This window comes from Pseudomonas sp. PAMC 25886 (assembly GCF_000242655.1).
In the GTDB taxonomy this organism is placed as follows: Bacteria; Pseudomonadota; Gammaproteobacteria; order Pseudomonadales; family Pseudomonadaceae; genus Aquipseudomonas.
This window is the reverse complement of sequence record NZ_AHHC01000029.1, coordinates 1-22,844: the sequence shown is the minus strand read 5'-3', so window position 1 is coordinate 22,844 and position 22,844 is coordinate 1. Positions and strand designations below refer to the sequence as shown.

Genomic DNA, 22,844 nt, shown 5'->3' with positions numbered 1-22,844 from the left:
AGCTTGCTCCCGCTGGAGTGCGCAGCGCTCCCAGTTTTTTGGGGCCGCTACGCAGCCCAGCGGGAGCAAGCTCCCTCGCCACAGCAAGCTCCCTCGCCAAAAGAAGCATTCTCAACGCATTTATAGAACCTGACGCAGAAAGGCTTGGGCCCGGGGATCCTTCGGCGCATCGAAGAATTGTGCCGGGGCGGCGTCCTCCAGCAGTTTGCCGTGATCGAAGAACAGCACCCGATCGGCCACTTCCCGGGCGAAGCCCATTTCATGGGTGACGCAGACCATGGTCATGCCTTCCAGGGCCAGGGTCTTCATTACATCAAGCACTTCGCCGACCATTTCCGGGTCGAGTGCCGAGGTAGGTTCGTCAAACAGCATCACTTTGGGCTCCATCGCCAGCGCGCGGGCAATCGCCACGCGTTGCTGCTGGCCGCCGGAAAGCCGCGACGGAAATTCGTTGGCTTTCTGGGCGATGCCGACTTTTTCCAGGAGTGCCAGGGCCTTGGCCTCGCGCTCTTTCTTGCCACGCTTGCGCACGACTTTCTGCGCCAGGCAGAGGTTTTCCAGCACGGTCATGTGGGGGAACAGGTTGAAATGCTGGAACACCATGCCGACTTCACGGCGGTAGGCGTTCACATCGGTTTTCGGGTCTGCCAGTTGCAGGCCGTCGATGCTCACCGAGCCGGAATCAAATGCTTCCAGGCCGTTGAGGCAACGCAGGAACGTCGACTTGCCGGACCCGGACGGGCCGATCACCACCAGCACTTCACCCTTGGCCACCTGGGTGGTCACGTTATCCACCGCGCGGACTACGTGGCCGCGGGTGTCGAAGACTTTTACCAGATCGCGGACTTCAATCACTTTGCGCGAGCCTCCGCTCAAGCCGGCTGGCGATTTTCGACAGCGGCAGGTTGATCAGCAGGTACAGGCCTGCGACGCAGAACAGGATTTCGAACGGCGAAAACGAGGTAGTGATGACTTCACGGCCGCTTTTCAGCAGTTCGGTAATGGCGATCACCGACACCAGGGAAGTGTCCTTGACCAGGCTGATAAATTGCCCGGCCAGTGGCGGCAACACGCGCTTGAAGGCCTGCGGCAACACCACATGGCGCATCGACTGGCCAGCACTGAGCCCCAGGGAGCGAGCTGCTTCATTTTGCCCACGGGCAATCGACTGCACGCCGGCGCGAATGATTTCCGCCACATAGGCGCCGGTGAACAGCGACAGTGCCGCGATCCCGGCGAATTCCCGGGACAGGTTGAGCACGGTGCCGATAAAGAAATAGAAAATGAAGATCTGCACCAATAGCGGCGTGCCGCGCACCAGTTCGACGTAGATCGTCGAAAGATCGCGCAGGGTCGGGTTATTCGACAGACGACACAACCCGGTCGCCAGGCCGATCAACAACCCGAGCACCCCGGACACCACCGACAACCACAACGTGGTCCACAAGCCCCACAACAACGGGCCAGCGGCCCAATGCCGGGTGACGCCGACCACGTCGCCCTCGGCCACGTCATCGCCCTGAGCCACTTGCAGGCTGTTCTCGGCGACGGTCAGGTGCTGTTCGTTGCCCTCGTCATTGCGCAGGGTGACTTCAGCCACATCGCCCTTGCGCACCAACTCGCTGACGGTGGAAATATCCGACGCCCGCTGGGACTCTTCAGCCTGGTAGACGAAGTACTGCGGCACACGGTTCCAGCGCCATTCGTAGGACATCAGCGAGGTGGCGTAATACAACGCGCCGGCCAGGCCGACCAGCACCAGCACCGTCAGCAGGTGCCAGGGCCATTGGGCTTTTTTCTGTTTCATTTCAGGTTCCGGGATGTGTATCGCCTGGCAAGCCCTCATCGCGGGCAAGCCCGGCTCCCACATTTGAAGGCATTGTCAGGACTGACATCGATCAATGTGGGAGCTGGCTTGCCTGCGATGAAGTCGACGCGGTATCGCGTTATTCCATGTCCTTGAGCCACTCGGAGCTCTTGAACCACTTGTCATGGATACGATCGTAGGTGCCGTCGTTGCGGATCTGGTGCAGGAAGTTGTTGATGAAGTTGATGCTGTCGTAGTCGCCCTTCTTCAGGCCGAACGCTAGGGGCTCAAAGGTGAACGGCTGGTCGAGGAATACCAGCTTGCCGTTGCCGACCTTGTTCACCGCCACCACGTTGTAAGGCGCGTCATACACAAAGGCGTCGGCCTTGCCGTTGACCACGTCGAGCACGGCTTCCTGCTCGTTGTCGTAGCCATGGTACTTGGCCTTGGAGATCAGCTTCTTGGCCACCATCTCGCCGGTGGTGCCGAGCTTGGAGGTCAGGCGGTACTTCTCGTCGTTCAGGTCTTTGTAGGACTTGATGGTACCTTCCAGCTCCTTGCGGATCAGCAGGGTCTGGCCGACCACGATGAACGGTTCGCTGAAGTTCAGGCGCAGGTTGCGTTCCTGGGTCAGGGTCATGCCGCTGCCGATCATGTCGAACTTGTTGGTCAGCAGGGCCGGGATGATGCCGTCGTAGCCGGTGGAGATCGGCTCGAACTTGACGCCCATGGACTTGGCCATGGCCTTGAGGATGTCGACTTCAAAGCCGATGATTTCACCGCGCTTGTTGGTCATCTGGAACGGCATGTAGGTCGGGTCCATGCCGACTTTCAGCGTGCCGCGCTTGACCGCATCATCGATGGCGCCGGCGTGGGCCGCATTGACAGCCACCAGTGCGGTGACGCCTAGCAGCAGCATCGAAAGATACTTTTTCATCATCAAGTCCCCTGAACTCATTTTCTTGTGAGGTCGGCGCGCAAAAGGGCTGCACCATTTCGGGGTGCGATCCTAACTCACTCCCCGCCCGGTACAAAGGTTTCACGGGGATTTGTTGCCAAGGTATGACAGAAAAGCCCCACAACCGTGCAGAGAAGGTCACGGCTAGACACCTCGACCCACAGGCCCGCCAATTGCTTGATGTGTAAGCAGTTATGACTATCAGTCCATCTCCCCCATCCAGTCCGAGTCCTTGAACCACTTGTCATGCAGCCGATCGTAAGTGCCATCCTGGGCCACTTGGTTGAGGAAATGATTGATCCAGTTGAGGCTGTCGTAATCGCCTTTTTTCAGCCCGAACGCCAGGGGCTCATAGGTAAAGGGTTGCTCCAGTGCCAACAACCCACTGTTCTGGGGTTTGGCGATTGCGATCAGGTTATACGGCGCATCGTGGATAAAAGCGTCCGCCTTGCCCTCCACCACCTGGCGCACGCCTTCTTCCGGCGTAGGAAAACTGCGCAGCCGGGCCACACCGAGAAACCTTTTCGCCGCAGCCTCGCCCGTGGTGCCCTCGGCAGCCACGATGCGGTAACCGGCTTCGTTCAAGTCTTCGATGCTGTGGACCTGGTTGGCCAACCGCGGATGCAGCAGCACGGTCTGGCCGACGATGATGAACGAGTCGCTGAAGTTGAGTGTCAGGTTGCGTTCCTGCGTGACCGTCATGCCACTGCCGATCAGGTCGAACCGACTGGCCAGCAAGCCGGGGATCAGGTCGGTATAGGGCACCGAAACCAGCTCCAACTTCACCCCCAGCGCCTTGCTCATCTCCCGCAACAGGTCAATTTCAAACCCGACGATACGGCCCTTTTTGTCGGTCATCTCGAAGGGCACGTAGGTCGGATTGGTGCCGACTTTCAGCACACCCCGCCGCACGGCTTCGTCTATGGCCCCGGCGTGTGCCAGGTAACCGCAGGAAAATGTGACGATGCCGAGCCACAGCATCGATAAATACCTTTTGATCATGAAACGCCCCTGTTCCGTTAAACACTCCCACACCCAGCCACGCACAAGTTCGCGTAAACCAGGGGCTTCGAGTCAGATTTTGGGGGCGATGCTAACCCACTCGCAGGCACGGCAATACGCCTCGGAGAAGGGTCTTTTGTTTCGAAATAACAAGGCGTTAGCGTAATGAAGCAGAAGGGAAAAACGGCGTAGGACGGTTGCCGAACACGCCCCCGAGGCGATACCTCGGGGGCGTCGGAATCAGGCTGGTTGAGCCTGGGACGACAGTGGTTTCAATGGCAGCAACGGCGCATGCGGATCGGCCTTGACCGATTCGCGCCAGGCATTGAGCCACTCGGCGTGCCCTTCGCTCCAGACCTGCTCGTGCAAGCGTGCCAGGGCGACCGGGTCGCTGAGCAAGGCCAGGCGTTCGCTGTTGTTGAGGCCGGCAGGGCCGACTTTCAACGCATGGCGAACACGCTCGACACGCAGCCATTCAATCGGCTCCGCCTGCCCGTGACGGGAAGTCGCCAAGGCGCACGCGAGGGCATTCTGCTGTGGATCGACCACCGACCGCACAAAGCCGTCATTGAGCGCATGCCAACGGTTTTCGTGGGTGTACTTGTCGGTCGACAACAGCGCCTGGGGCGGGTTGTATTCCTCCGGGATCAAAAACAGGCTCTCGTCGCGAGACTTGAGGCCCAGCTTGACCCGGCTGGAAATCACCGACACCGGGATCGACAGCATCAGCGAACCGACGATTGGCACCAGCCACCACAAGAAGCTTGGGTTCAGCCACACCACCAGCAGTGCCCAGAAGAAACCAAGCAAGGTCTGCGGACCGTGGCGCTTGACCGCTTCGCTCCAGGGCGTGGAGTCATCGTCACGCTGTGGCGAGTTCCAGGTCGCGGCCCAGCCGAGGAACGCAGCCAGTACGAAACGGGTGTGGAAGATCATCCGCACCGGCGCCAGCAACATGGAGAACAGCATCTCCAGCAGCATCGACAAGGTCACCTTGAACTTGCCGCCGAACTCTTTCGCGCCCTTGGCCCAGATCAGGATGATGCTCAGCAGTTTAGGCAGGAACAGCAGCACGATGGTCGTGGAGAACAGCGCCACCGCCTTGTCCGGGTGCCATTGCGGCCACAGCGGGTACAACTGGCGTGGCGCCATGAAGTACTGCGGCTCCATCAGCGTGTTGACCGCCAGCAAGGCCGTCGACAGCACCAGGAAGAAGAACCACAACGGTGCCGACAGGTAAGACATCACGCCGGTCAGGAACACCGCACGGTGCACCGGGTGCATGCCTTTTACCAGGAACAGGCGGAAGTTCATCAGGTTGCCGTGGCACCAGCGACGGTCACGCTTGAGTTCGTCCAGCAGGTTCGGCGGCAGTTCTTCGTAGCTGCCCGGCAAGTCGTAGGCAATCCACACGCCCCAGCCGGCACGGCGCATCAGCGCCGCTTCAACGAAGTCGTGGGAGAGGATCGCACCGGCAAACGCGCCTTTACCCGGCAACGGCGCCAGGGCGCAGTGCTCGATGAACGGCTTCATGCGGATGATCGCGTTGTGCCCCCAGTAGTGGGATTCACCCAGCTGCCAGAAGTGCAGGCCGGCGGTAAACAGCGGGCCGTACACGCGGGTGGCGAACTGCTGCATGCGCGCATACAGGGTATCCATGCCCGACGCACGCGGCGCGGTCTGGATAATCCCGGCATCCGGCGTAGCTTCCATCAGGCGTACCAGGCTGGTCAGGCATTCGCCGCTCATCACGCTGTCGGCGTCGAGGACCACCATGTACTTGTAGTCACCGCCCCAGCGACGGCAGAAGTCATCGAGGTTGCCGCTCTTGCGTTTGACGCGACGGCGACGGCGGCGATAGAAGATCTTGCCGAAGCCACCGGCTTCGCGGCACACGTCGAGCCAGGCTTGCTGCTCGGCGATGCAGATGTCGGCCTCGTTACTGTCGCTGAGGACGAAGAAGTCGAAACGGTCCAGGTCACCGGTGGCGGCAACCGATTCGAACGTTGCGCGCAGGCCGGCAAATACCCGGGGCACGTCTTCGTTGCAGATCGGCATTACCAGGGCGGTGCGGGCATCTTTCGGAATCGGCTCGTTACCGGCACTTTTACCGGAGATACGGTATTTATCGTGACCGGTCAGCAGTTCCAGGAAGCCCATCAGCGCGGTCCAGAAACCGGCCGAGACCCAGCAGAACAGAATCCCGAACAGTACGAGGATGCTGGTTTGCAGGGCGTAAGGCATCACTTGGGTCGCGGTTTGCAGCAGGGTCTGGTTGCGGATCTCGTCAAAGTCGACGAAGGACCAGCCCTGGTACGGCATGATGCCTTTCATGTACCAGCCGGCGACGATCGTCTGGCCGAGCATCAGCACCAGCAGGATATAGCGACGGATCGAACCGACGGTGCGCCAGCGGGCAGCCGGCAACACGCGTTCATCCTTCGGCGGTGCCGGAGGGTTGGTACGACCGGTCAGGCGACGCCAGCCACGCACCAGGATATTGGTGCGCCATGGCTCAGGCACGACCTTGGTCCGACGGATCGGCGGCGTGGCCTTGAGGCAAACCCGGCCGCTGGCGTCGAGCGCCAGCATTTCGGCGTCTTGCAGCTCTTCGGCGGTGTTGAGGGTCAGCCGGGCGCCCACCGACGCCTGGGCGTCGGCAGGTGCGTCGAACGTGGACGATGACAGGCGCTTGTGCAATTCACTGAAGGAATCGCAGCCCGCCAGTTCGGCGCGCTGCTCATCGGTCATCGGTAGATGCGCCAGGTACTCGGCAAGAGTTTCTGGCTGGACTTGAGAATTACTCATCGGCAGGCAACTGATAGCTCCAGGTTTCGGTCAGGACTTGCTCTGTCTTGGCCGGCTCCGGTGTGGCTGGGGCCGCAGCTTCCGGCTGCTTGGCGTCCTTGTCCTTGGCGTCTTTCTTGGCCGCTTTCTCGTGTTGCTTAGCCAGGACCTTATCGGCTTTCAGCACTTGGGTCGAAACCTTCTCCGGTTCAGGCGTCACGATATCCTGGACCAGGGCGGCACGCATTTCGGTCGGCTTGCCTGCGTCCTTGATCTTCATGCGCAGGGTCAGGCGCCAGCCTTGGGTGTGCGGGTTGTAGCGCACGCTGTTTTCAACGATTTCGGCGTTGTCGCCCACGCTGACCTGGCTGCGAACCGGTGCGTCAGCTGGCAGTTTCTTCAGGGACGGGCCCTCGAAGTCCACCAGGTAGGCCACGCTGCCGTCTGGCTGACGGATCAGGTTGGACTGCTTGACGTCGCCGGTGGAACGCAGGGTCTGCTTGACCCAGGCGCTTTCAGGCGAATGGAACTCGGCGTCTTTCAGTGTCCAGTGCAGGCGATAGGCAACGTCCAGCGGTTTGCCGGGCTCCGGCAGTTTTTCCGGGCTCCAGAAGGCAACGATGTTGTCGTTGGTCTCATCGGCGGTCGGAATCTCTACCAGGTCGACGGAGCCCTTGCCCCAGTCGCCATCAGGCTCGATCCAGGCGCTTGGGCGCTTGTCGTAGTTGTCGTCGAGGTCTTCGTAGTGGCTGAAGTTGCGACCGCGTTGCAGCAGGCCGAAACCACGCGGGTTTTCCACGGTGAAGTTGCTGACCGACAGGTGTTTGGGGTTGTTCAGTGGGCGCCAGATCCACTCGCCGTTGCCGGCATGGATCGACAGGCCGCTGGAATCGTGCAGCTCGCGACGGTAATTGAGGACCTTGGACGGCTGGTTGGCGCCGAACAGGAACATGCTGGTCAGCGGGGCGATGCCCAGCTTGGTGACCTTGTCACGCAGGTACATCTGGGATTTGACGTCGACGATGGTGTCGGTGCCAGGGCGCAGGATCAGGCGATAAGCGCCCGTCGCCCGTGGCGAATCCAGCAGGGCGTAGATCACCAGCTGTTTCTCGCCCGGCTTTGGACGCTCGATCCAGAACTCGGTGAAACGCGGGAATTCTTCGCCGGACGGCAACGCAGTATCGATCGCCATACCGCGGGCAGACAGGCCGTAGACCTGGTCTTTACCCACGACGCGGAAATAGCTCGCGCCGAGCATGGTCATGATTTCGTCTTGTTTGTCGCCCTTGTTGATCGGGTACAGCACACGGAAACCGGCATAACCCAGCTGTTCGGTGGCTTTAGGATCAAACTTGACGTCGCCGAAATCGAAACGAGCCGGGTCGTACTTGATTTCCTGGACGCTGTCGGCGGTGACTTCGTTGATTTTCACCGGTGTATCGAAGTGCATACCCTGGTGATAGAAGGACAGCTTGAACGGGGTGTTCTGATCGGCCCACTCGGCTTTTTCGTTGCGGAAACGAATTTTCTGGTAATCAGCGAATTTCATTTCGCGGAATTCGTTCGGCAAATTGCTGCGCGGAGCTTCGTATTTCTGCCCGGCCAGCTCTTTTGCCTTGGCCGACACATCATCCAGACTGAATGCCCACAGTTGACCCGCGCCGAACAGGCAAAACAGGGCAGAGCCCGTTACCAGTGCGTTTCGTAACCGTTTGGCAGACAATTTTGGTGCATTACAGGGACTAACAATCACGAGCAACCCTCGCCGAAAACAGATCAAAAAACCAACGGCCAGCTATCTATATGCCAGGTTGGCGAGCATTGTTCCGACTCCCATGGGGCTAAATGATTCCCCAATAGCTATCGGACAAGTCTCTACCTAAGTCAAAAATGGACCAATTAACGCTGATCCCCGTAGCGCGCGATTATCTAGTAGCCCGCGAGACAACGCATCAGGGTCAGCGAAGTATTTGTAGCGAAAACCCGGTTTTTTGGGCATCACAAGTCGTTTTCAGTACATTCACGTCTGTAACAGGAAGGTGACCGGCCCGTCATTGACCAAATGCACCTGCATATCCGCGCCAAAACGCCCTGCCGCTACCGTGCCATGCAATTGTTGCGCTTGTAACAGCAGGTAGTCGAAAAGTGCCTCGCCCAACTCCGGCGGTGCCGCCGTGGAGAAGCTGGGACGCAAGCCGCTCTTGGTATCTGCCGCCAGGGTGAACTGCGACACCAGCAGCAAACCGCCGCCAATGTCTTTCAAGGACAGGTTCATCTTGCCCTCGTCGTCGCTGAACACCCGATAGTTAAGCAGCTTATGCAGCAGCTTGTCGGCGCAGGCTGGGGTATCTGACGGCTCGACGGCCACCAGCACCAGCAAACCCTGGTCTATCGCACCGACCACCTGCCCTTCTACCTCGACCCGGGCGCCGCGCACCCGTTGCAAAAGCCCCTTCATGCTTCTTCAGGCGGCAAATCAAGCAGGCGCCGTGCCATTTCACTCGCCGCACGCACCAGCGCATCGGTGATTCCGGGCTCGGAAGCCGCATGACCGGCCTCGCGAATGATCTGCAGCTCACTGTTGGGCCACGCCTGATGCAGCTCCCAGGCGTTGTCCAGCGGGCAGATCATATCGTAGCGGCCATGCACGATTACGCCAGGCAGATGGGCGATCTTGTGCATGTCGCGAATCAGCTGGTTGGGTTCAAGGAATGAATTGTTGGTGAAGTAGTGGCATTCGATACGGGCGATCGACAACGCGCGCTGAGGTTCGGAGAAGCGCTCGATCAACTGCGGGTTCGGGCACAGGCCCAGCATGCGCCCCTCCCAAGTGGACCAGGCCTTGGCGGCGTGCATCTGGGCGATCTGGTCATTTCCGGTCAGGCGCTTGTGGTAGGCGCTGAGCAGGTCGTGGCGCTCCTCCGCAGGGATCGGCGCAAGGTAATCCTGCCAGTAATCCGGGAACAGGCGGCTGGCGCCCGCCTGGTAGAACCATTGGATGTCCTGGGGACGGGCCAGGAAGATGCCCCGCACGATCAGGCCATGCACCCGTTCCGGGTGGGTTTGCGCGTAGGCCAGGGCCAGGGTCGAACCCCAGGAACCGCCGAACAGCACCCATTTTTCGATGCCCAGGTGCTCGCGAATCCGCTCAAGGTCGGCCACCAGGTCCCAGGTGGTGTTGTTTTCCAGGCTGGCCCGTGGGGTGGAGCGCCCGCAGCCGCGCTGATCAAAAGTAACAATTCGGTACAGATTCGGATCGAAATAGCAGCGGCTATTGACGTCACACCCGGCGCCAGGGCCGCCGTGGATGAATACGACGGGCAAGCCTTCCGGGGAACCACTTTCGTCGACGTACAGTACGTGGGTTTCATCGACGGCCAGATCGTGCCGGGCGTAGGGTTTGATCTGCGGGTACAAAGTCTGCATTGCGCGCTCCGTAAGGGGTCGAGTTCATCCCTGGGGGGACGTCTATTATTTTGCCGTCTGGCATCATAAACCCGAATTGTGCAATGAGCATGTCCTGACGGACTTAGACCTGTGTCAGCAGAACTCCACGCAGGTAATCCAGCAGATAAGCGTACAGCCGGTCGACCTCCGGCACCTGGCCCCGGGCCCGCAGGCAGCCGTGAACCAGGCCTTTGCCGGGATACAGCAGGGCCGCCACCCCGGCAGCTTGCAGCCGCTCGGCATAGAGCATGCCGTCGTCCCGCAGCGGGTCGAACTGGGCGACGGCGATCAAAGCCTGCGGCAACCCGCTGAAATCCGCAGCCAGCAATGGCATGGCGTAGGGCGACGGTTTGCCCGGCCCCCGCAGGTAGAGCGCCAGGTAGCACTCGGTGTCGGCAGCGCTGAGCAGCGGCGCGTCGACGCAGTCGCGGCGGGACGGCAAGTCGGCGGGGCCGCCCAGGCCCGGGTAGATCAGGATTTGCGCCAGGGGCTGCGGCTGGTGGTCGTCCCGCAGGCCCAGGCACACGGCGGCAGCGAGGTTACCGCCGGCGCTGTCACCGGCCACCACCAGACGTTGAAGGTTGATGTGGCAAGGCGCTTCACCCGCCTGGATCGCCCGCCAGACCGCACGGCAATCGTCGAAAGCCGCCGGAAACGGGTGTTCGGGGGCTAGCCGGTAATCGATGGCGATCACCAGCACCTGCAGAGCGTCGGCCAGCTCACAGCAGATAAAGTCGTGGGAATCCAGGCCACCCACCACCCAGCCGCCACCGTGCATATAAAGGATGCACGGCCAGCCGCCATCAGGTGTCGGCGTCACCGGTTGATAACTGCGTACGCCCACGCCACCCAGGGAAACGTCCGACACCTGCAACCCTTCCGGCCGCGCCGGGGTGAACGCCTGGCACATGCGGTCATAGCCCCGGCGCAACCCAGCCAGCGAGGTGTCGTCGCTGGTGAAAGATTCGGTTTTTTCGACAAAGGCGCACATCGGCGCGGAAATCGGGTAGTGGGACATGAAGGTGATCGTCCTGATATGAAGACTCAAAGCACACCACAAGACAAATGTGGGAGCTGGCTTGCCTGCGATAGCGGCGTTTCAACCAACGCCATCGTCGACTGATACACCGCTATCGCGGGCAAGCCCGGCTCCCACATGGGCTCTCTGTTGTTTGATCTATCGTGTTCGCATCAAGGCTTCAGGCTGGCCTGCACCGCCGCCACGCCGTCCTTGCCATCCAGGGTTGTCACACCCGCCAGCCAGCGCTGCAAGTCCTCGGGATTGTCACGCAGCCATTGTTTGGCAACCTCCTGCGGCGTCTTGCGGTCCATGATCGGCACCATCAGCTGGCTTTCCTGGGCGGCGGTGTAGGTCAGGTTCTCCAGCAGCCGGGTCACGTTGGGGCAACGCTCGGCATAATCCGGCGCCGTCACCGTGGAGACTGTAGCCATGCCCTCGTTGGCACCGAACACATCTTCGCTGCCGGTCAGGTAAGCCATTTTCATGTTGATGTTCATCGGGTGCGGGGTCCAGCCGACAAACACCACGAACTCCTTGCGGTTCACCGCCCGCTGCACCGCGGCCAGCATGCCCGCTTCACCGGACGCCACCAGCTTGAATCCGCCCAAGCCAAAGCGGTTGCTGTCGATCATTTTCTGGATGTCGGTATTGGCACCACTGCCCGGCTCGATGCCGTAGATCTTGCCGCCCAGCTTGTCCTTGAAGCGGGCAATGTCGGCAAAGGTTTTCAGGCCCGCATCGGCGACGTACTGCGGCACTGCCAGGGTAGCCTGGGCGTCGGACAGGCTTGGCTTGTCGAACACCTTGACCTGCTTGGCAGCGAGAAACGGCGCGATGTTGTTGTCCATTGCCGGCTTCCAGTAGCCCAGGAAGATATCCAGGCGTTTGTCGCGGATACCGGCAAAGATGATTTGCTGCACGGCGCTGGTTTGCTTGCTGTCATAGCCCAGGCCGTTGAGCAGCACATCGGCCATGCCACTGGTGGCGATCACGTCGGTCCAACTGACCACGCCCATGCGTACGACCTTGCACGAGGCCGGGTCGGCGGCCATCGCGTTGGCGCTCAGGAGGGCGGCGCCGGTGAGAATCAACAGACAACGGTTGAACAGTCTTTTCATCGATGCGGTCTCACTCGGCAGTTTTTATTGTGGGGATGGCGTCTGACGCGCCGTGCCCAACACCTTACCCAGCGAGACTTCGATCAAAGCGACCTGTGGCGACTGTGAGTTGCACTCAGGCGACTTGAGAGGTGTGTGGCTGTTGAGGGCCTCATCGCAGGCAAGCCAGCTCCCACATTTGAATATGTTTGCCATTCAAAAGGTGGGAGCCGGGCTTGCCCGCGATGGCTATCTCAACTGCGCAACCGATCACCGATAGTGCTTTTGCCCCCAGGCCAGGAACCCTTCCAGCAATTCCTTCAACACCACCCGCGTCGGCTCGGCCAGGTCGGCGCGATAACGGAAGGGCTCAAACTCTTCCATGTAGGTGCACTGCCCCAACTCCAGTTGCACCGCGTGGATGTTCTCGGCCGGGTTGCCGTAGTGCCGGGTGATATGCCCGCCCTTGAAACGCCCGTTGAGCACATGACTGTACTGCGGATGCCCGGCGCAGATGGCTTCCAGCTGGCTGGCCAGTTGCGGGTCGCAGGCGGCACCATTGAAGGTGCCGAGGTTGAAGTCCGGCAGCTTGCCTTCGAACAGGTGCGGGATCACCGAGCGGATCGAGTGCGCATCAAACAGCAGTGCATAACCGAACTCGGCCTTGAGCCGGGCCAGCTCGTTTTGCAGGGTGCGGTGATACGGCGTCCACACCTGCTCCAGGTACGTGGCGCGTTCGGCCTTGGACGGTTCCAGGCCTTCGCGGAACAGCGGCACACCGTCGAACAGCGTCGCCGGGTACAGGCCGGTGGTGGCGCCGACGTACAGCGGCTTGTCGTCTGATGGCCGGTTCAGGTCGATGACAAAGCGCGAATACTCGGCGGCCAGGGTGCTGGCGCCCAGCGCTTCGGCGAAGTCATACAGCGTGGGGATGTGCCAGTCGGTGTCCGGCAGGCTTTGCGCCTCGGGGATCAGCCCGGCTTGCACCGCCGGCGTCAGGCGCAGGCCCGCGTGGGGCATGCTGATCAGCAGCGGTACGCGGCCTTGTTTGAAATTCAGAACCTTATCCACAGCGCTACTCCTCAAACGGTGACATCGGTGCCATGGCGCACGACGCGTTTATCCAGCTCGCCGCCCAGCCAGTAGGCCAGGTCGGCAGGGCGATCGATCTGCCAGGCCACAAAGTCCGCGACCTTGCCCACTTCCAGCGAGCCGTGGCTGTCACCCAGGCCCAGGGCGGTGGCCGCGTGCTGCGTGGCGCCGGCCAGGGCTTCTTCCGGGGTCATGCGGAACAGGGTGCAGGCCATGTTCAGCATGAGGCGCACCGACAACGCCGGCGAGGTGCCCGGGTTGAGGTCGCTGGCAATGGCGATCTTCACGCCGTGCTTGCGCAGGGCGTCCATCGGCGGCAGCTGGGTTTCCCGCAGGAAGTAGAACGCCCCCGGCAGCAACACTGCGACGGTGCCGGAAGCGGCCATGGCGATGGCGTCTTCCTCGGTCATGAATTCCAGGTGGTCCGCCGACAGCGCCTGGTAACGCGCCGCCAGGCTGGAGCCGTGCAGGGACGACAACTGTTCGGCGTGCAGTTTTACCGGCAAACCGAGTTTTTGGGCGGCAATGAACACACGCTCCACCTGCTCCGGCGAAAACGCCAGGTATTCACAGAAGGCGTCGACCGCATCCACCAGGCCTTCCGCCGCCAGTGCCGGCAGCATCTCGGCGCAGATGTGGTCGATGTAGGCGTCGGCGCGGTCCACGTACTCCGGCGGCAACGCATGGGCCGCCAGGCAGGTGCTGCGCACACTGACGGGCAGCTCGGCGCCGAGGCGGCGGATCACCCGCAGAATCTTGCGCTCGCTGGCCAGGTCCAGGCCGTAGCCGGACTTGATCTCGACGGTCGTCACGCCGTCGCGCAGCAAACTGCGCAGGCGCTTGTGGCCGCTGGCAAACAGCTCATCTTCGGACGCCGCGCGTGTGGCGCGCACGGTGCTGGCAATACCGCCACCGGCGGCTGCGATCTCGGCGTAGCTCACGCCTTGCAACCGCTGCTCGAACTCACCGCTGCGATTGCCACCGAACACTGTGTGGGTGTGGCAGTCGATCAGCCCGGGCGTGACCCACGCCCCTTGCAGGTCGTGGGTGGTCGCGTAGTCAGCCATCGGCAGATCGGCGCGCGGGCCGATCCACTCGATGAGCGTGCCCGAGGTAACGATGGCGGCATCCTCGATGATCGAGTAGTTGCCCTGGGCCATGGTTGCAACGTGGCAGTGTTGCCAAAGCGTTTTCATCAACGCCTCCGTTAGGTTATCGATGAGACAAAGCCGGGTCGTAGTGGACCTTGGCCGTTTGCCCGGCGGCGGGCTTGACCCACAGCAGATAGGCAACGATCAGCAGGACGATCCACACGGCGCCGACCATAAGGGCAGCCTGGGTGTCCGGGAAGTAACCCAGCACGCCGAAGATAAACAGCATGAACACGATGGCGGCCGCTGGCGCATAAGGCCAGAACGGCACCGGGAATTTCAGCTCGGCGATCTGCTCCTTGGTCATCGCGCGACGCATCGCAACCTGAGTCACCAGGATCATCAGCCACACCCACACCGTGGCGAAGGTCGCAATCGAGGCGATCACCAGGAACACGTTTTCCGGGATCAGGTAGTTGAGCACCACGCCGCCGAGCAACGCGGCGCCCATCACCACCACCGTCATCCACGGCACGCCCTGTTTCGACAGCTGGGCAAAGCCCTTGGGCGCCTGCCCCTGCTGGGCCAGGCCGTACATCATGCGGCCGGCGCCGAAGATGTCGCTGTTGATGGCCGAGACGGCAGCGGAGATCACCACGATGTTGAGGATGGTCGCCGCCGAGCCTATCCCCAGGTTGCTGAAAATCTGCACGAACGGGCTGCCCTGGCTGCCGATCTGCGGCCACGGGTAGATCGCCATCAGCACAAACAACGTCAGCACGTAGAACAGCAGGATACGCAGCGGCACCGCGTTGATCGCCTTGGGGATCACGCGCTGCGGGTCCTTGGCTTCGCCAGCGGTGATGCCGATGATTTCGATGCCGCCAAAGGCGAACATCACCACCGCGAAGGACGCAATCAGGCCGCCCACGCCGTTAGGCATGAAACCGCCGTGGGCCCACAGGTTGCTGAGACCGGTGGCCGGTGCTTCGCCCGCCGAGTGAATACCGAACAGCATGATGCCGAAGCCACCGAGGATCATCGCGACGATGGCGCCGACCTTGAGCAGCGACAGCCAGAACTCCATTTCGCCAAAGACTTTGACGTTGCACAGGTTCAAGCCGCCGATCAGCAACACGATGCCCAGCACCCAGACCCAGCGCGCGACTTCGGGAAACCAGAAGCCCATGTAGATGCCAAAGGCGGTGACGTCGGCGAGGCAGACGATGATCATTTCAAAGGCGTAGGTCCAACCGAGGATAAAGCCGGCCATCGGGCCCAGGTAGGTGCTGGCGTACTGGCCGAAGGAGCCGGACACCGGGTTGTGCACGGCCATCTCGCCCAGGGCGCGCATCACCATGAACACGGCGGCGCCGCCGATCAGGTAGGCCAGGAGTACGGCAGGACCGGCCATCTGGATCGCGGAGGCAGAGCCGTAAAAGAGCCCGGTGCCAATCGCGGAACCGAGCGCCATGAAGCGAATATGTCGGGCGGAGAGCCCGCGTTTCAAACCTGTTTCCGGGTGCATTTCTCGTCCTTAATTATTTTTATCCTGAGAAAATTCGAAGCGGTGTGGACAAGCTTTTTGTGGTGAGGGAGCTTGCTCCCGCTCGGGTGCGCAGCGCCCGCAAGTTTTTGGGGCCGCTACGCAGCCCAGCGGGAGCAAGCTCCCTCGCCACAAAAAGGGGTTCGATGTCCTTAGAGGCTCGGCAACAACTTCGCCGGCACCAGCTCATTCAAACAACGCGTCGCCAACAGTTCACTGGCGGCATTGATGTCTGGCGCAAAGAACCGGTCCTTCTCATAAAACGCCACTTTGCTGCGCAGGATCCCGCGCGCCTTTTCCAGCGCAGGCGAGGTTTTCAAGCCGTTGCGCAGGTCCAGGCCCTGGCACGCGGCCAACCATTCCACCGCCAACACACCGCGGGTGTTCTCGGCCATTTCCCACAGGCGTTTGCCCGCAGCCGGCGCCATCGACACGTGGTCTTCCTGGTTCGCCGACGTGGGCAGGCTGTCGACGCTATGGGGATGGGCCAGCGCTTTGTTCTCGCTGGCCAATGCCGCCGCCGTCACCTGGGCGATCATGAAGCCGGAGTTCACACCGCCATTGCCCACCAGGAAGGGCGGCAGTTGCGACATGTGCTTGTCCATCATCAGCGAGATGCGGCGTTCGCTCAGGGAGCCGATTTCCGCGATGGCCAGCGCCATGTTGTCTGCCGCCATGGCCACCGGTTCAGCGTGGAAGTTGCCGCCGGAAATCACGTCACCTTCTGCCGCAAACACCAGCGGGTTATCCGACACGGCGTTGGCTTCCACCACCAGCACTTCGGCCGCCTGGCGGAACTGGGTCAGGCAGGCGCCCATGACTTGCGGCTGGCAGCGCAGGGAGTACGGGTCCTGAACCTTGTCGCAGTTTTCGTGGGACTGGGACACTTCACTGCTTTCACCCAGCAGGGCGCGATACGCGGCGGCGGAGTCGATCTGGCCACGCTGGCCACGGGCGGCGTGGATACGCGCGTCGAACGGCGAGCGCGAACCCAGCACGGCTTCCACCGTCAGGGCGCCACACGCCAGGGCACCGGCGAACAGGTCTTCGCCTTCAAACAGGCCACGCAGCGCGTAGGCAGTGGAGACCTGAGTGCCGTTGAGCAGCGCCAGGCCTTCCTTGGCCGCCAGGGTCAGCGGCGTCAAGCCGGCAACTTTCAGCGCTTCGGTGGCTTCCAGCCATTCGCCCTTGTAGCGGGCCTTGCCTTCGCCCAGCAGCACCAGCGACATGTGGGCCAATGGCGCCAGGTCACCGGAGGCACCCACCGAACCCTTCAGCGGAATGTGCGGGTAAACCTCGGCGTTGATCAGGGCGATCAGCGCGTCGATCACCTGCCGGCGAATCCCGGAAAAACCACGGCTCAGGCTGTTGACCTTGAGCACCATGACCAGCCGCACCAGCGCATCGCTGATGGGCTCACCGACGCCGGCGGCGTGGGACAGCACCAGGGAACGCTGGAGATTTTCCAGGTCTTCACTGGCGATGCGGGTCGAGGCCAGCAGGCCGAAACCGGTGTTGATGCCATAGGCGGTGCGGTTCTCGGCGAGAATCTGCTCCACGCAGGCGACACTGGCTTCGATCTGGGCCGAGGCGCTGTCATCCAGACTGAGGGTTACCGGCTGCTGGTAGATGGCCCGCAGTTGGGCAAGGCTCAGTTGGCCTGGAATCAGGTTTAGCGCAGTCACATTCATGCTCCTTTTGAGAGTGTTGTTAACTACCAGTCGCTCCGGATGCTTCCGTTATCCGCCGCTGTGCTCTTTTAGAGGATCAGTCGGCTTGGCACGCTGGTTATTGTTGGGAAAAGATCAGTGCAAATTCGGTAGCGTGCGTTGCAGTAAATCGGCGTCCTTGAGCAGCGCGGCGGTGGCTGCGATGTCTGGCGCCAGCCAGCGGTCCTGGTCGTAGGCCGGGACGTGTTCGCGCAGCAAACGCCAGGCGGCATCGGTGCCGGCGCCGAAGCGTTGCTCCTGGAGGAACTCGAACGCCTGGGCCGCCAGCAAGTACTCGATGGCGAGGATCTGGGTGACGTTTTCCAGCACCGAATACAGCTTCAGCGCGGCGTTGGTGCCCATGCTCAGGTGGTCTTCCTGCAGGCCCGAGGTGACGAAGTTGTCGAGCACCGCCGGTTGCGCCAACTGGCGGTTTTGCCCGCACAGCGAGGCGGCGACGTACTGCACGATCATCATCCCGGAGTTGACCCCGGGGTTGCTCACCAGAAACGCCGGCAAACCACTGACGTGCGGGTTGATCAGACGGTCCAGGCGACGCTCGGCGATGGAGCCGATTTCTGCCATGGCGATGGCCAGCATGTCTGCCGCCAGGGCCACAGACTGCCCGTGGGGATTGGCCTGGGACACCACGCGGTAGTTGTCCGGAGTGCCGAGCACCAGCGGGTTATCGGTGGCGCCGTTGAGTTCGGTTTCGATCTGCCGGGTGGCGTGTTCCAGTTGGTCGCGGGCCGCACCGTGCACCTGGGGAATCGAACGGATGCTCAGGGCGTCCTGGGTGCGAATGCCTTTGCTGCTGGCGATCACTTCGCTGCCGTCCAGCAACGCGCGCAGGTTGACGCCCACTTGCTGCATGCCCGGGTGCGGCTTGAGCGCGATGATCTCTTCATCAAAGGCGTCGATCTGGCCGCGCTGGCCTTCGAAGCTCATGGCACCGATCACGTCGGCCCATTGCAGCAGGCGATGCGCATCGGCCAGGGCCAGGCTGCTGAGGCCGGTCATGCACGGCGTGCCGTTGACCAGGCACAGCCCGTCCTTGGCGCCGAGCACTACCGGCTGCAAACCTTCTTCAGCCAGCGCCTGGTGTGCGGGAACGATACGGCCCCGATAGCTGACGTTGCCGACGCCGAGCAAGGCGACGCCAATGTGCGCCATGTGGGTCAGGTACCCTACGGAACCCTGGGACGGCACTTGCGGCGTGATGCCATGGTTGAGCAGCCCCAGCAGCGAATGCACCACCTGCGGATGCAAGCCGGATTTGCCGTGGCTGTAGTTAATGATTGCCGCACAAATGATCGCGCGGGTTTGCTCCACACTCAGTGGCGCACCGACGCCGCAGGCATGGCTGAGCAGGGTATTGCGTGACAGCCGGCTCAGTTGTTCGTCCTTGAGCGACACGTTGCACAAGGCGCCCAGGCCGGTGTTGATGCCGTAGGCGCGCTCGCCGCTGGTGACGATGCGCTGGACGATGGCCTGGGCATTGTCGATGCGAGCCCAGGCCTGGCCCGAGAGTTCGAGGATCGCACCGTGGCGAGCCACGGCGACCACGTCCTGCCAACGCATCGGGGCGTCGGCGATGATGATTTTTTCAGCCTGGGACATCGTTGACCTCTTCATCAAATTCGTAATTGTTGTGCAGCTTCACTGGCCTCATCGCAGGCAAGCCAGCTCCCACAGGGGAAACGCATTCCAAATGTGAGAGCTGGCTTGCCTGCGATAGCGCCAGCCAACTCACCACAAGTATCGGATCAAACCACCGCCACCCGCCGCTGAACAAACCGGTTCACATACTCATCCGCCGGTGAATGCAAAATCTCGCGGGGCGTACCGACCTGGATCAGCTTGCCGTCCTTGAGGATCGCAATGCGGTTGCCGATGCGCACCGCCTCGTCGAGGTCGTGGGTAATGAACACGATGGTCTTGTGCAGGGTCTTTTGCAGCTCCAGCAACTGGTCTTGCATCTCGGCACGGATCAGCGGGTCGAGCGCACTGAACGCCTCGTCCATCAGGATGATGTCGGTGTCGGCCGCCAGCGCCCGGGCCAGGCCTACACGCTGGCGCATGCCGCCGGACAGCTGGTGCGGGTATTTGTTTTCGTAGCCCTTGAGGCCCACGGTTTCGATCCAGTGCAACGCACGCTCGGCGCACACTTGCCTGGTTTCGCCACGCACTTTCAGGCCGTAGGAAACGTTGTCCAGCACACTCTTGTGAGGCAGCAGGCCAAAGCTCTGGAACACCATGCTGATCTTGTGCCGGCGGAATTGGCGCAAGGCTTCCATGTCCAGTTGCAGGATGTCTTCACCGTCCACCAGGATCGCACCGCTGGTAGGGTCGATCAGCCGGTTGAAGTGGCGCACCAGGGTCGACTTGCCTGAACCCGACAGGCCCATGATCACGAAGATCTCACCGGTGTCGACGCTCAGGGACAGGTCGTTCACGCCCACCACGCAACCGGTCTCGGCCAGCACCTCGTCCTTGGTCTTGCCCTGGCCAATCAACGCCAGTGCATCCCTGGAGCGGTTGCCGAAAATCTTGAATACGTTTTTGACTTCAATTTTGCTGACAGTAGTCATTTGCTCGCCTCATGCCGTGGACGACCATAGGCTTGCGTAATGCGGTCGATGACCACGGCAAGAATCACGATCGCCAGGCCGGCTTCAAGGCCGCGCCCGACGTTAAGCGTCTGGATGCCGACGAGTACATCTTCACCCAGGCCACGGGCGCCGATCATCGAGGCGATCACCACCATCGACAGGGCCATCATGGTGGTCTGGTTGATCCCGGCCATGATGCTCGGCAGGGCCAGCGGCAGTTGCACGCCGAACAGTTGCTGCCAGCGGTTGGCACCGAAGGCGTTGATTGCTTCCATGACTTCACCGTCTACCTGGCGAATGCCCAGGTCGGTCAGGCGAATCAGCGGCGGTGCGGCGTAGATCACCGTGGCGAAAATCGCCGGGACCTTGCCCAGGCCGAACAGCATCAACACCGGGATCAGGTACACGAAGCTGGGCATGGTCTGCATGATGTCCAGCAGCGGCATCAGCACCGAACGCAGGCGGTTGCTGCGGGCCGACAGAATCCCCAGGGGAATGCCGATCAGCACCGAGATCACCGTGGCCACCATCATCAGCGCCAGGGTTTGCATCAGCTTGTCCCACAGCCCGACCGCGCCCACCAGAAACAGCAGGCCGACGATCACGACGGTGGTGAACCACTTGCGAGTGGCATGCCAGGCAATACCGCCAACAATCAGCAGCATCAACCACCAGGGCGCTGCGCGCAGCAAACCTTCCAGGTTAACGATGGCCCACAGCAACGTATCGGAGATGTGCCGGAACACATCGCCGTAGTTGGTCACCAGCGCATCGACCCAACTGTTAACCCAGTCGGCGATGGAAAACGTAAAACTCTCAGGAAACATAGTGTGCTCTCGATCCAGTGGATTGTGGCCGGGCGCCCGGTTGCCTGTGGCGGCAACTGGAAACGCTCAACCTACAAGGCCGCGTCGATTTTCTTGGCTGCGTTGTCGCTCACCATGCGTGCCAGAGTTCAGGATGTCCCTTGAGGAAAGTTTTCGCCAGTTTTGCTGTTTCAATTCGCTGTTTGTCATGCGTACCGGGTTCTGGTTAAACAGGTAGAGCAGTAGTGCCCTGCACGTCTGGCAACACCAGACGCTCGGGAGTCGGGCTGTGCCATTTTTTCGCGGCCCAGTAGTACAACGCCGCCGGCACCACCAGCCCGATGATCCACGAGATATCGGTGTCGCCAAGGCTGGCCACCAGTGGGCCGGTGTAGAAATGCGTCGAGATAAACGGCATCTGGATCAGCACGCCGAACACGTAGATGCTGATGCCCATCAGGTTCCAGCGGCCGTAGCGACCGTTAGGGTTGGACAGGGCCGGGATGTCGTAGCGCTCTTTGGTGATGCAGTAGAAGTCCACCAGGTTGATCGCACTCCACGGCGTGAAAAACGCCAGCAGGAACAGGATGAACGCCGAGAAATCCTTGAGGAACGAGTCCTTGCCCAGCAACGCCAGGCCAGCGGCAATCGACACCATGATGAAGATGTACAGCAGGCGCACCGCACTCGAGATATGCCGGCTGCCACGAAAGCCGCTGATGATCGTCGCAACCGACATAAAGCTGCCGTAGGCGTTGAGCGTGGTCACGGTGACCTTGCCGAAGGCAACGCTGAAATACAGCAGCGCTGCAACGATCCCGGTGCCGCCGAGGCCGACGATAAACGACACTTCGTGGTGGGCGAATTGCGAGCCGGCCAAGGCAGCCGCAAACACACCAAACACCATCGAAGCCTGCGCGCCGATCACTGAACCCAGGCCCACGGCCCAGAAGGTTTTCGAGGCCGACGTGCTGCGCGGCAAGTAGCGTGAGTAGTCCGCCACATAAGGGCCAAACGCAATCTGCCAGGACGCCGACAGGGAAATCGCCAGCAGGAAACTGCTGAGGGAAAAATGCTTGTTGCCCAGCAACGCACCGATGTCGTTACCGGCCAGCAACTTGTAGAACAGGTAGACGAAGGCGATCACCCCCAGCACGCTGGCGATGCGACCGATACCGTGAATCACCCGGTAGCCGAAGATCGTAAACACCATGATCAGCCCGGCGAACAGCACGATGCCGACCCAGTCTTCAACGTGGAGCAACTGCGCCACCGCCTGCCCCGCCAGCAACGAACCGCTGGCAGAAAAGCCGATGTACATCAGGCACACCAGCACCAGCGGGATCACCGCGCCGTACACGCCAAACTGCACGCGGCTGGAGATCATCTGCGGCAAGCCCAGTTGCGGGCCTTGCGCAGCATGCAGCGCCATGACGCCGCCGCCCAGCAGTTGACCGATCAACAGGCCGATCAACGACCAGAACACATCACCGCCCAGCACCACGGCCAGGGCCCCGGTGACAATCGCGGTGATTTGCAGGTTGGCACCCAACCACAGGGTGAACTGACTCAATAGACGGCCGTGTCTTTCCGCTTCCGGGATGTAGTCGATCGAACGCCTTTCGATCAACGGGGTGGTGCTTGCACGAACGTCATTTACAGCCATTGTTGTTCAACCTCTGATGGATTGTTTTTTGGGTGGTGCTGGCTTACTTGATCATCGGCAGGTTCAGGCCCTGCTCTTTGGCGCAGTCGATCGCGATCTGGTAGCCGGCATCGGCATGACGCATCACGCCGGTCGCCGGGTCATTGTGCAGCACGCGGGCGATACGCTCGGCGGCTTCGTCGGTACCGTCGACAGACAATCAC

At 61.5% G+C, this 22,844-nt stretch carries 17 protein-coding genes and 3 pseudogenes; all 20 read right to left on the bottom strand.

Annotated features, from left to right (window positions below):
• Positions 1 to 120 precede the first annotated feature (120 nt).
• Positions 121 to 855, bottom strand: coding sequence for an amino acid ABC transporter ATP-binding protein (locus MUM_RS0108960; RefSeq protein WP_010169160.1), 735 nt, complete (start codon positions 853 to 855; stop codon positions 121 to 123).
• The gene (locus MUM_RS0108955) at positions 848 to 1,807 is read right to left on the bottom strand and encodes an amino acid ABC transporter permease (RefSeq protein WP_010169159.1); all 960 of its coding nucleotides are present in this window, start codon (positions 1,805 to 1,807) and stop codon (positions 848 to 850) included. Before MUM_RS0108955 ends, MUM_RS0108960 begins: the two co-directional genes overlap by 8 nt.
• A 139-nt stretch (positions 1,808 to 1,946) precedes the next feature.
• The gene (locus tag MUM_RS0108950) at positions 1,947 to 2,744 is read right to left on the bottom strand and encodes a transporter substrate-binding domain-containing protein (protein ID WP_010169158.1); all 798 of its coding nucleotides are present in this window, start codon (positions 2,742 to 2,744) and stop codon (positions 1,947 to 1,949) included.
• A 222-nt stretch (positions 2,745 to 2,966) separates the two neighbouring features.
• Complete coding sequence (locus tag MUM_RS0108945; RefSeq protein ID WP_029615816.1) at positions 2,967 to 3,767, bottom strand: transporter substrate-binding domain-containing protein; 801 nt, start codon at positions 3,765 to 3,767, stop codon at positions 2,967 to 2,969.
• Positions 3,768 to 4,002: 235 nt separating this feature from the next.
• Positions 4,003 to 6,575, bottom strand: a pseudogene (gene mdoH, locus MUM_RS0108940) (glucans biosynthesis glucosyltransferase MdoH); the annotation flags it as partial.
• On the bottom strand, positions 6,568 to 8,307 hold the full coding sequence (locus MUM_RS0108935; protein ID WP_010169155.1) for a glucan biosynthesis protein G: 1,740 nt from the start codon (positions 8,305 to 8,307) through the stop codon (positions 6,568 to 6,570). The pseudogene mdoH and the gene MUM_RS0108935, both read right to left, overlap by 8 nt.
• A 267-nt stretch (positions 8,308 to 8,574) precedes the next feature.
• Positions 8,575 to 9,012 (bottom strand): D-aminoacyl-tRNA deacylase, encoded by a 438-nt coding sequence (dtd, locus tag MUM_RS0108930; protein ID WP_010169154.1) that lies wholly within the window; start codon positions 9,010 to 9,012, stop codon positions 8,575 to 8,577.
• Positions 9,009 to 9,980, bottom strand: coding sequence for a prolyl aminopeptidase (gene pip, locus MUM_RS0108925; protein WP_010169152.1), 972 nt, complete (start codon positions 9,978 to 9,980; stop codon positions 9,009 to 9,011). The genes dtd and pip overlap by 4 nt, the downstream gene beginning before the upstream one ends.
• A 103-nt stretch (positions 9,981 to 10,083) precedes the next feature.
• Entirely contained in the window at positions 10,084 to 11,019 is a 936-nt protein-coding gene (locus tag MUM_RS0108920; protein WP_010169149.1) for an alpha/beta hydrolase, read from the bottom strand.
• Between the two features lie 173 nt (positions 11,020 to 11,192).
• Complete coding sequence (locus MUM_RS0108915; protein ID WP_010169147.1) at positions 11,193 to 12,140, bottom strand: choline ABC transporter substrate-binding protein; 948 nt, start codon at positions 12,138 to 12,140, stop codon at positions 11,193 to 11,195.
• 249 nt (positions 12,141 to 12,389) lie between these two features.
• On the bottom strand, positions 12,390 to 13,190 hold the full coding sequence (hutG, locus tag MUM_RS0108910; RefSeq protein WP_010169145.1) for an N-formylglutamate deformylase: 801 nt from the start codon (positions 13,188 to 13,190) through the stop codon (positions 12,390 to 12,392).
• 11 nt (positions 13,191 to 13,201) lie between these two features.
• Positions 13,202 to 14,407 (bottom strand): imidazolonepropionase, encoded by a 1,206-nt coding sequence (gene hutI, locus MUM_RS0108905; RefSeq protein WP_010169144.1) that lies wholly within the window; start codon positions 14,405 to 14,407, stop codon positions 13,202 to 13,204.
• 16 nt (positions 14,408 to 14,423) lie between these two features.
• Complete coding sequence (locus tag MUM_RS0108900) at positions 14,424 to 15,830, bottom strand: amino acid permease (protein WP_010169142.1); 1,407 nt, start codon at positions 15,828 to 15,830, stop codon at positions 14,424 to 14,426.
• A gap of 170 nt (positions 15,831 to 16,000) precedes the next feature.
• A complete protein-coding gene (hutH, locus tag MUM_RS0108895; RefSeq protein WP_085984627.1) occupies positions 16,001 to 17,539 on the bottom strand; it encodes a histidine ammonia-lyase in 1,539 nt (512 codons plus the stop codon).
• Between the two features lie 114 nt (positions 17,540 to 17,653).
• Complete coding sequence (hutH, locus tag MUM_RS0108890; protein WP_010169140.1) at positions 17,654 to 19,177, bottom strand: histidine ammonia-lyase; 1,524 nt, start codon at positions 19,175 to 19,177, stop codon at positions 17,654 to 17,656.
• Positions 19,178 to 19,323: 146 nt separating this feature from the next.
• Entirely contained in the window at positions 19,324 to 20,148 is an 825-nt protein-coding gene (locus tag MUM_RS01000000132450) for a quaternary amine ABC transporter ATP-binding protein (protein ID WP_010169138.1), read from the bottom strand.
• Positions 20,145 to 20,996 (bottom strand): ABC transporter permease, encoded by an 852-nt coding sequence (locus MUM_RS0108880; protein ID WP_003209260.1) that lies wholly within the window; start codon positions 20,994 to 20,996, stop codon positions 20,145 to 20,147. Before MUM_RS0108880 ends, MUM_RS01000000132450 begins: the two co-directional genes overlap by 4 nt.
• 71 nt (positions 20,997 to 21,067) lie before the next feature.
• A pseudogene (locus MUM_RS1000000134045) lies at positions 21,068 to 21,209 on the bottom strand (histidine ABC transporter substrate-binding protein); the annotation flags it as partial.
• Positions 21,202 to 22,641, bottom strand: a complete 1,440-nt coding sequence (locus tag MUM_RS0108875) for a purine-cytosine permease family protein (protein ID WP_010169135.1) — start codon at positions 22,639 to 22,641, stop codon at positions 21,202 to 21,204. The gene MUM_RS0108875 and the pseudogene MUM_RS1000000134045, both read right to left, overlap by 8 nt.
• A gap of 43 nt (positions 22,642 to 22,684) precedes the next feature.
• Positions 22,685 to 22,831, bottom strand: a pseudogene (locus tag MUM_RS1000000133130) (hypothetical protein); the annotation flags it as partial.
• Between the last annotated feature and the right edge of the window lie 13 nt (positions 22,832 to 22,844).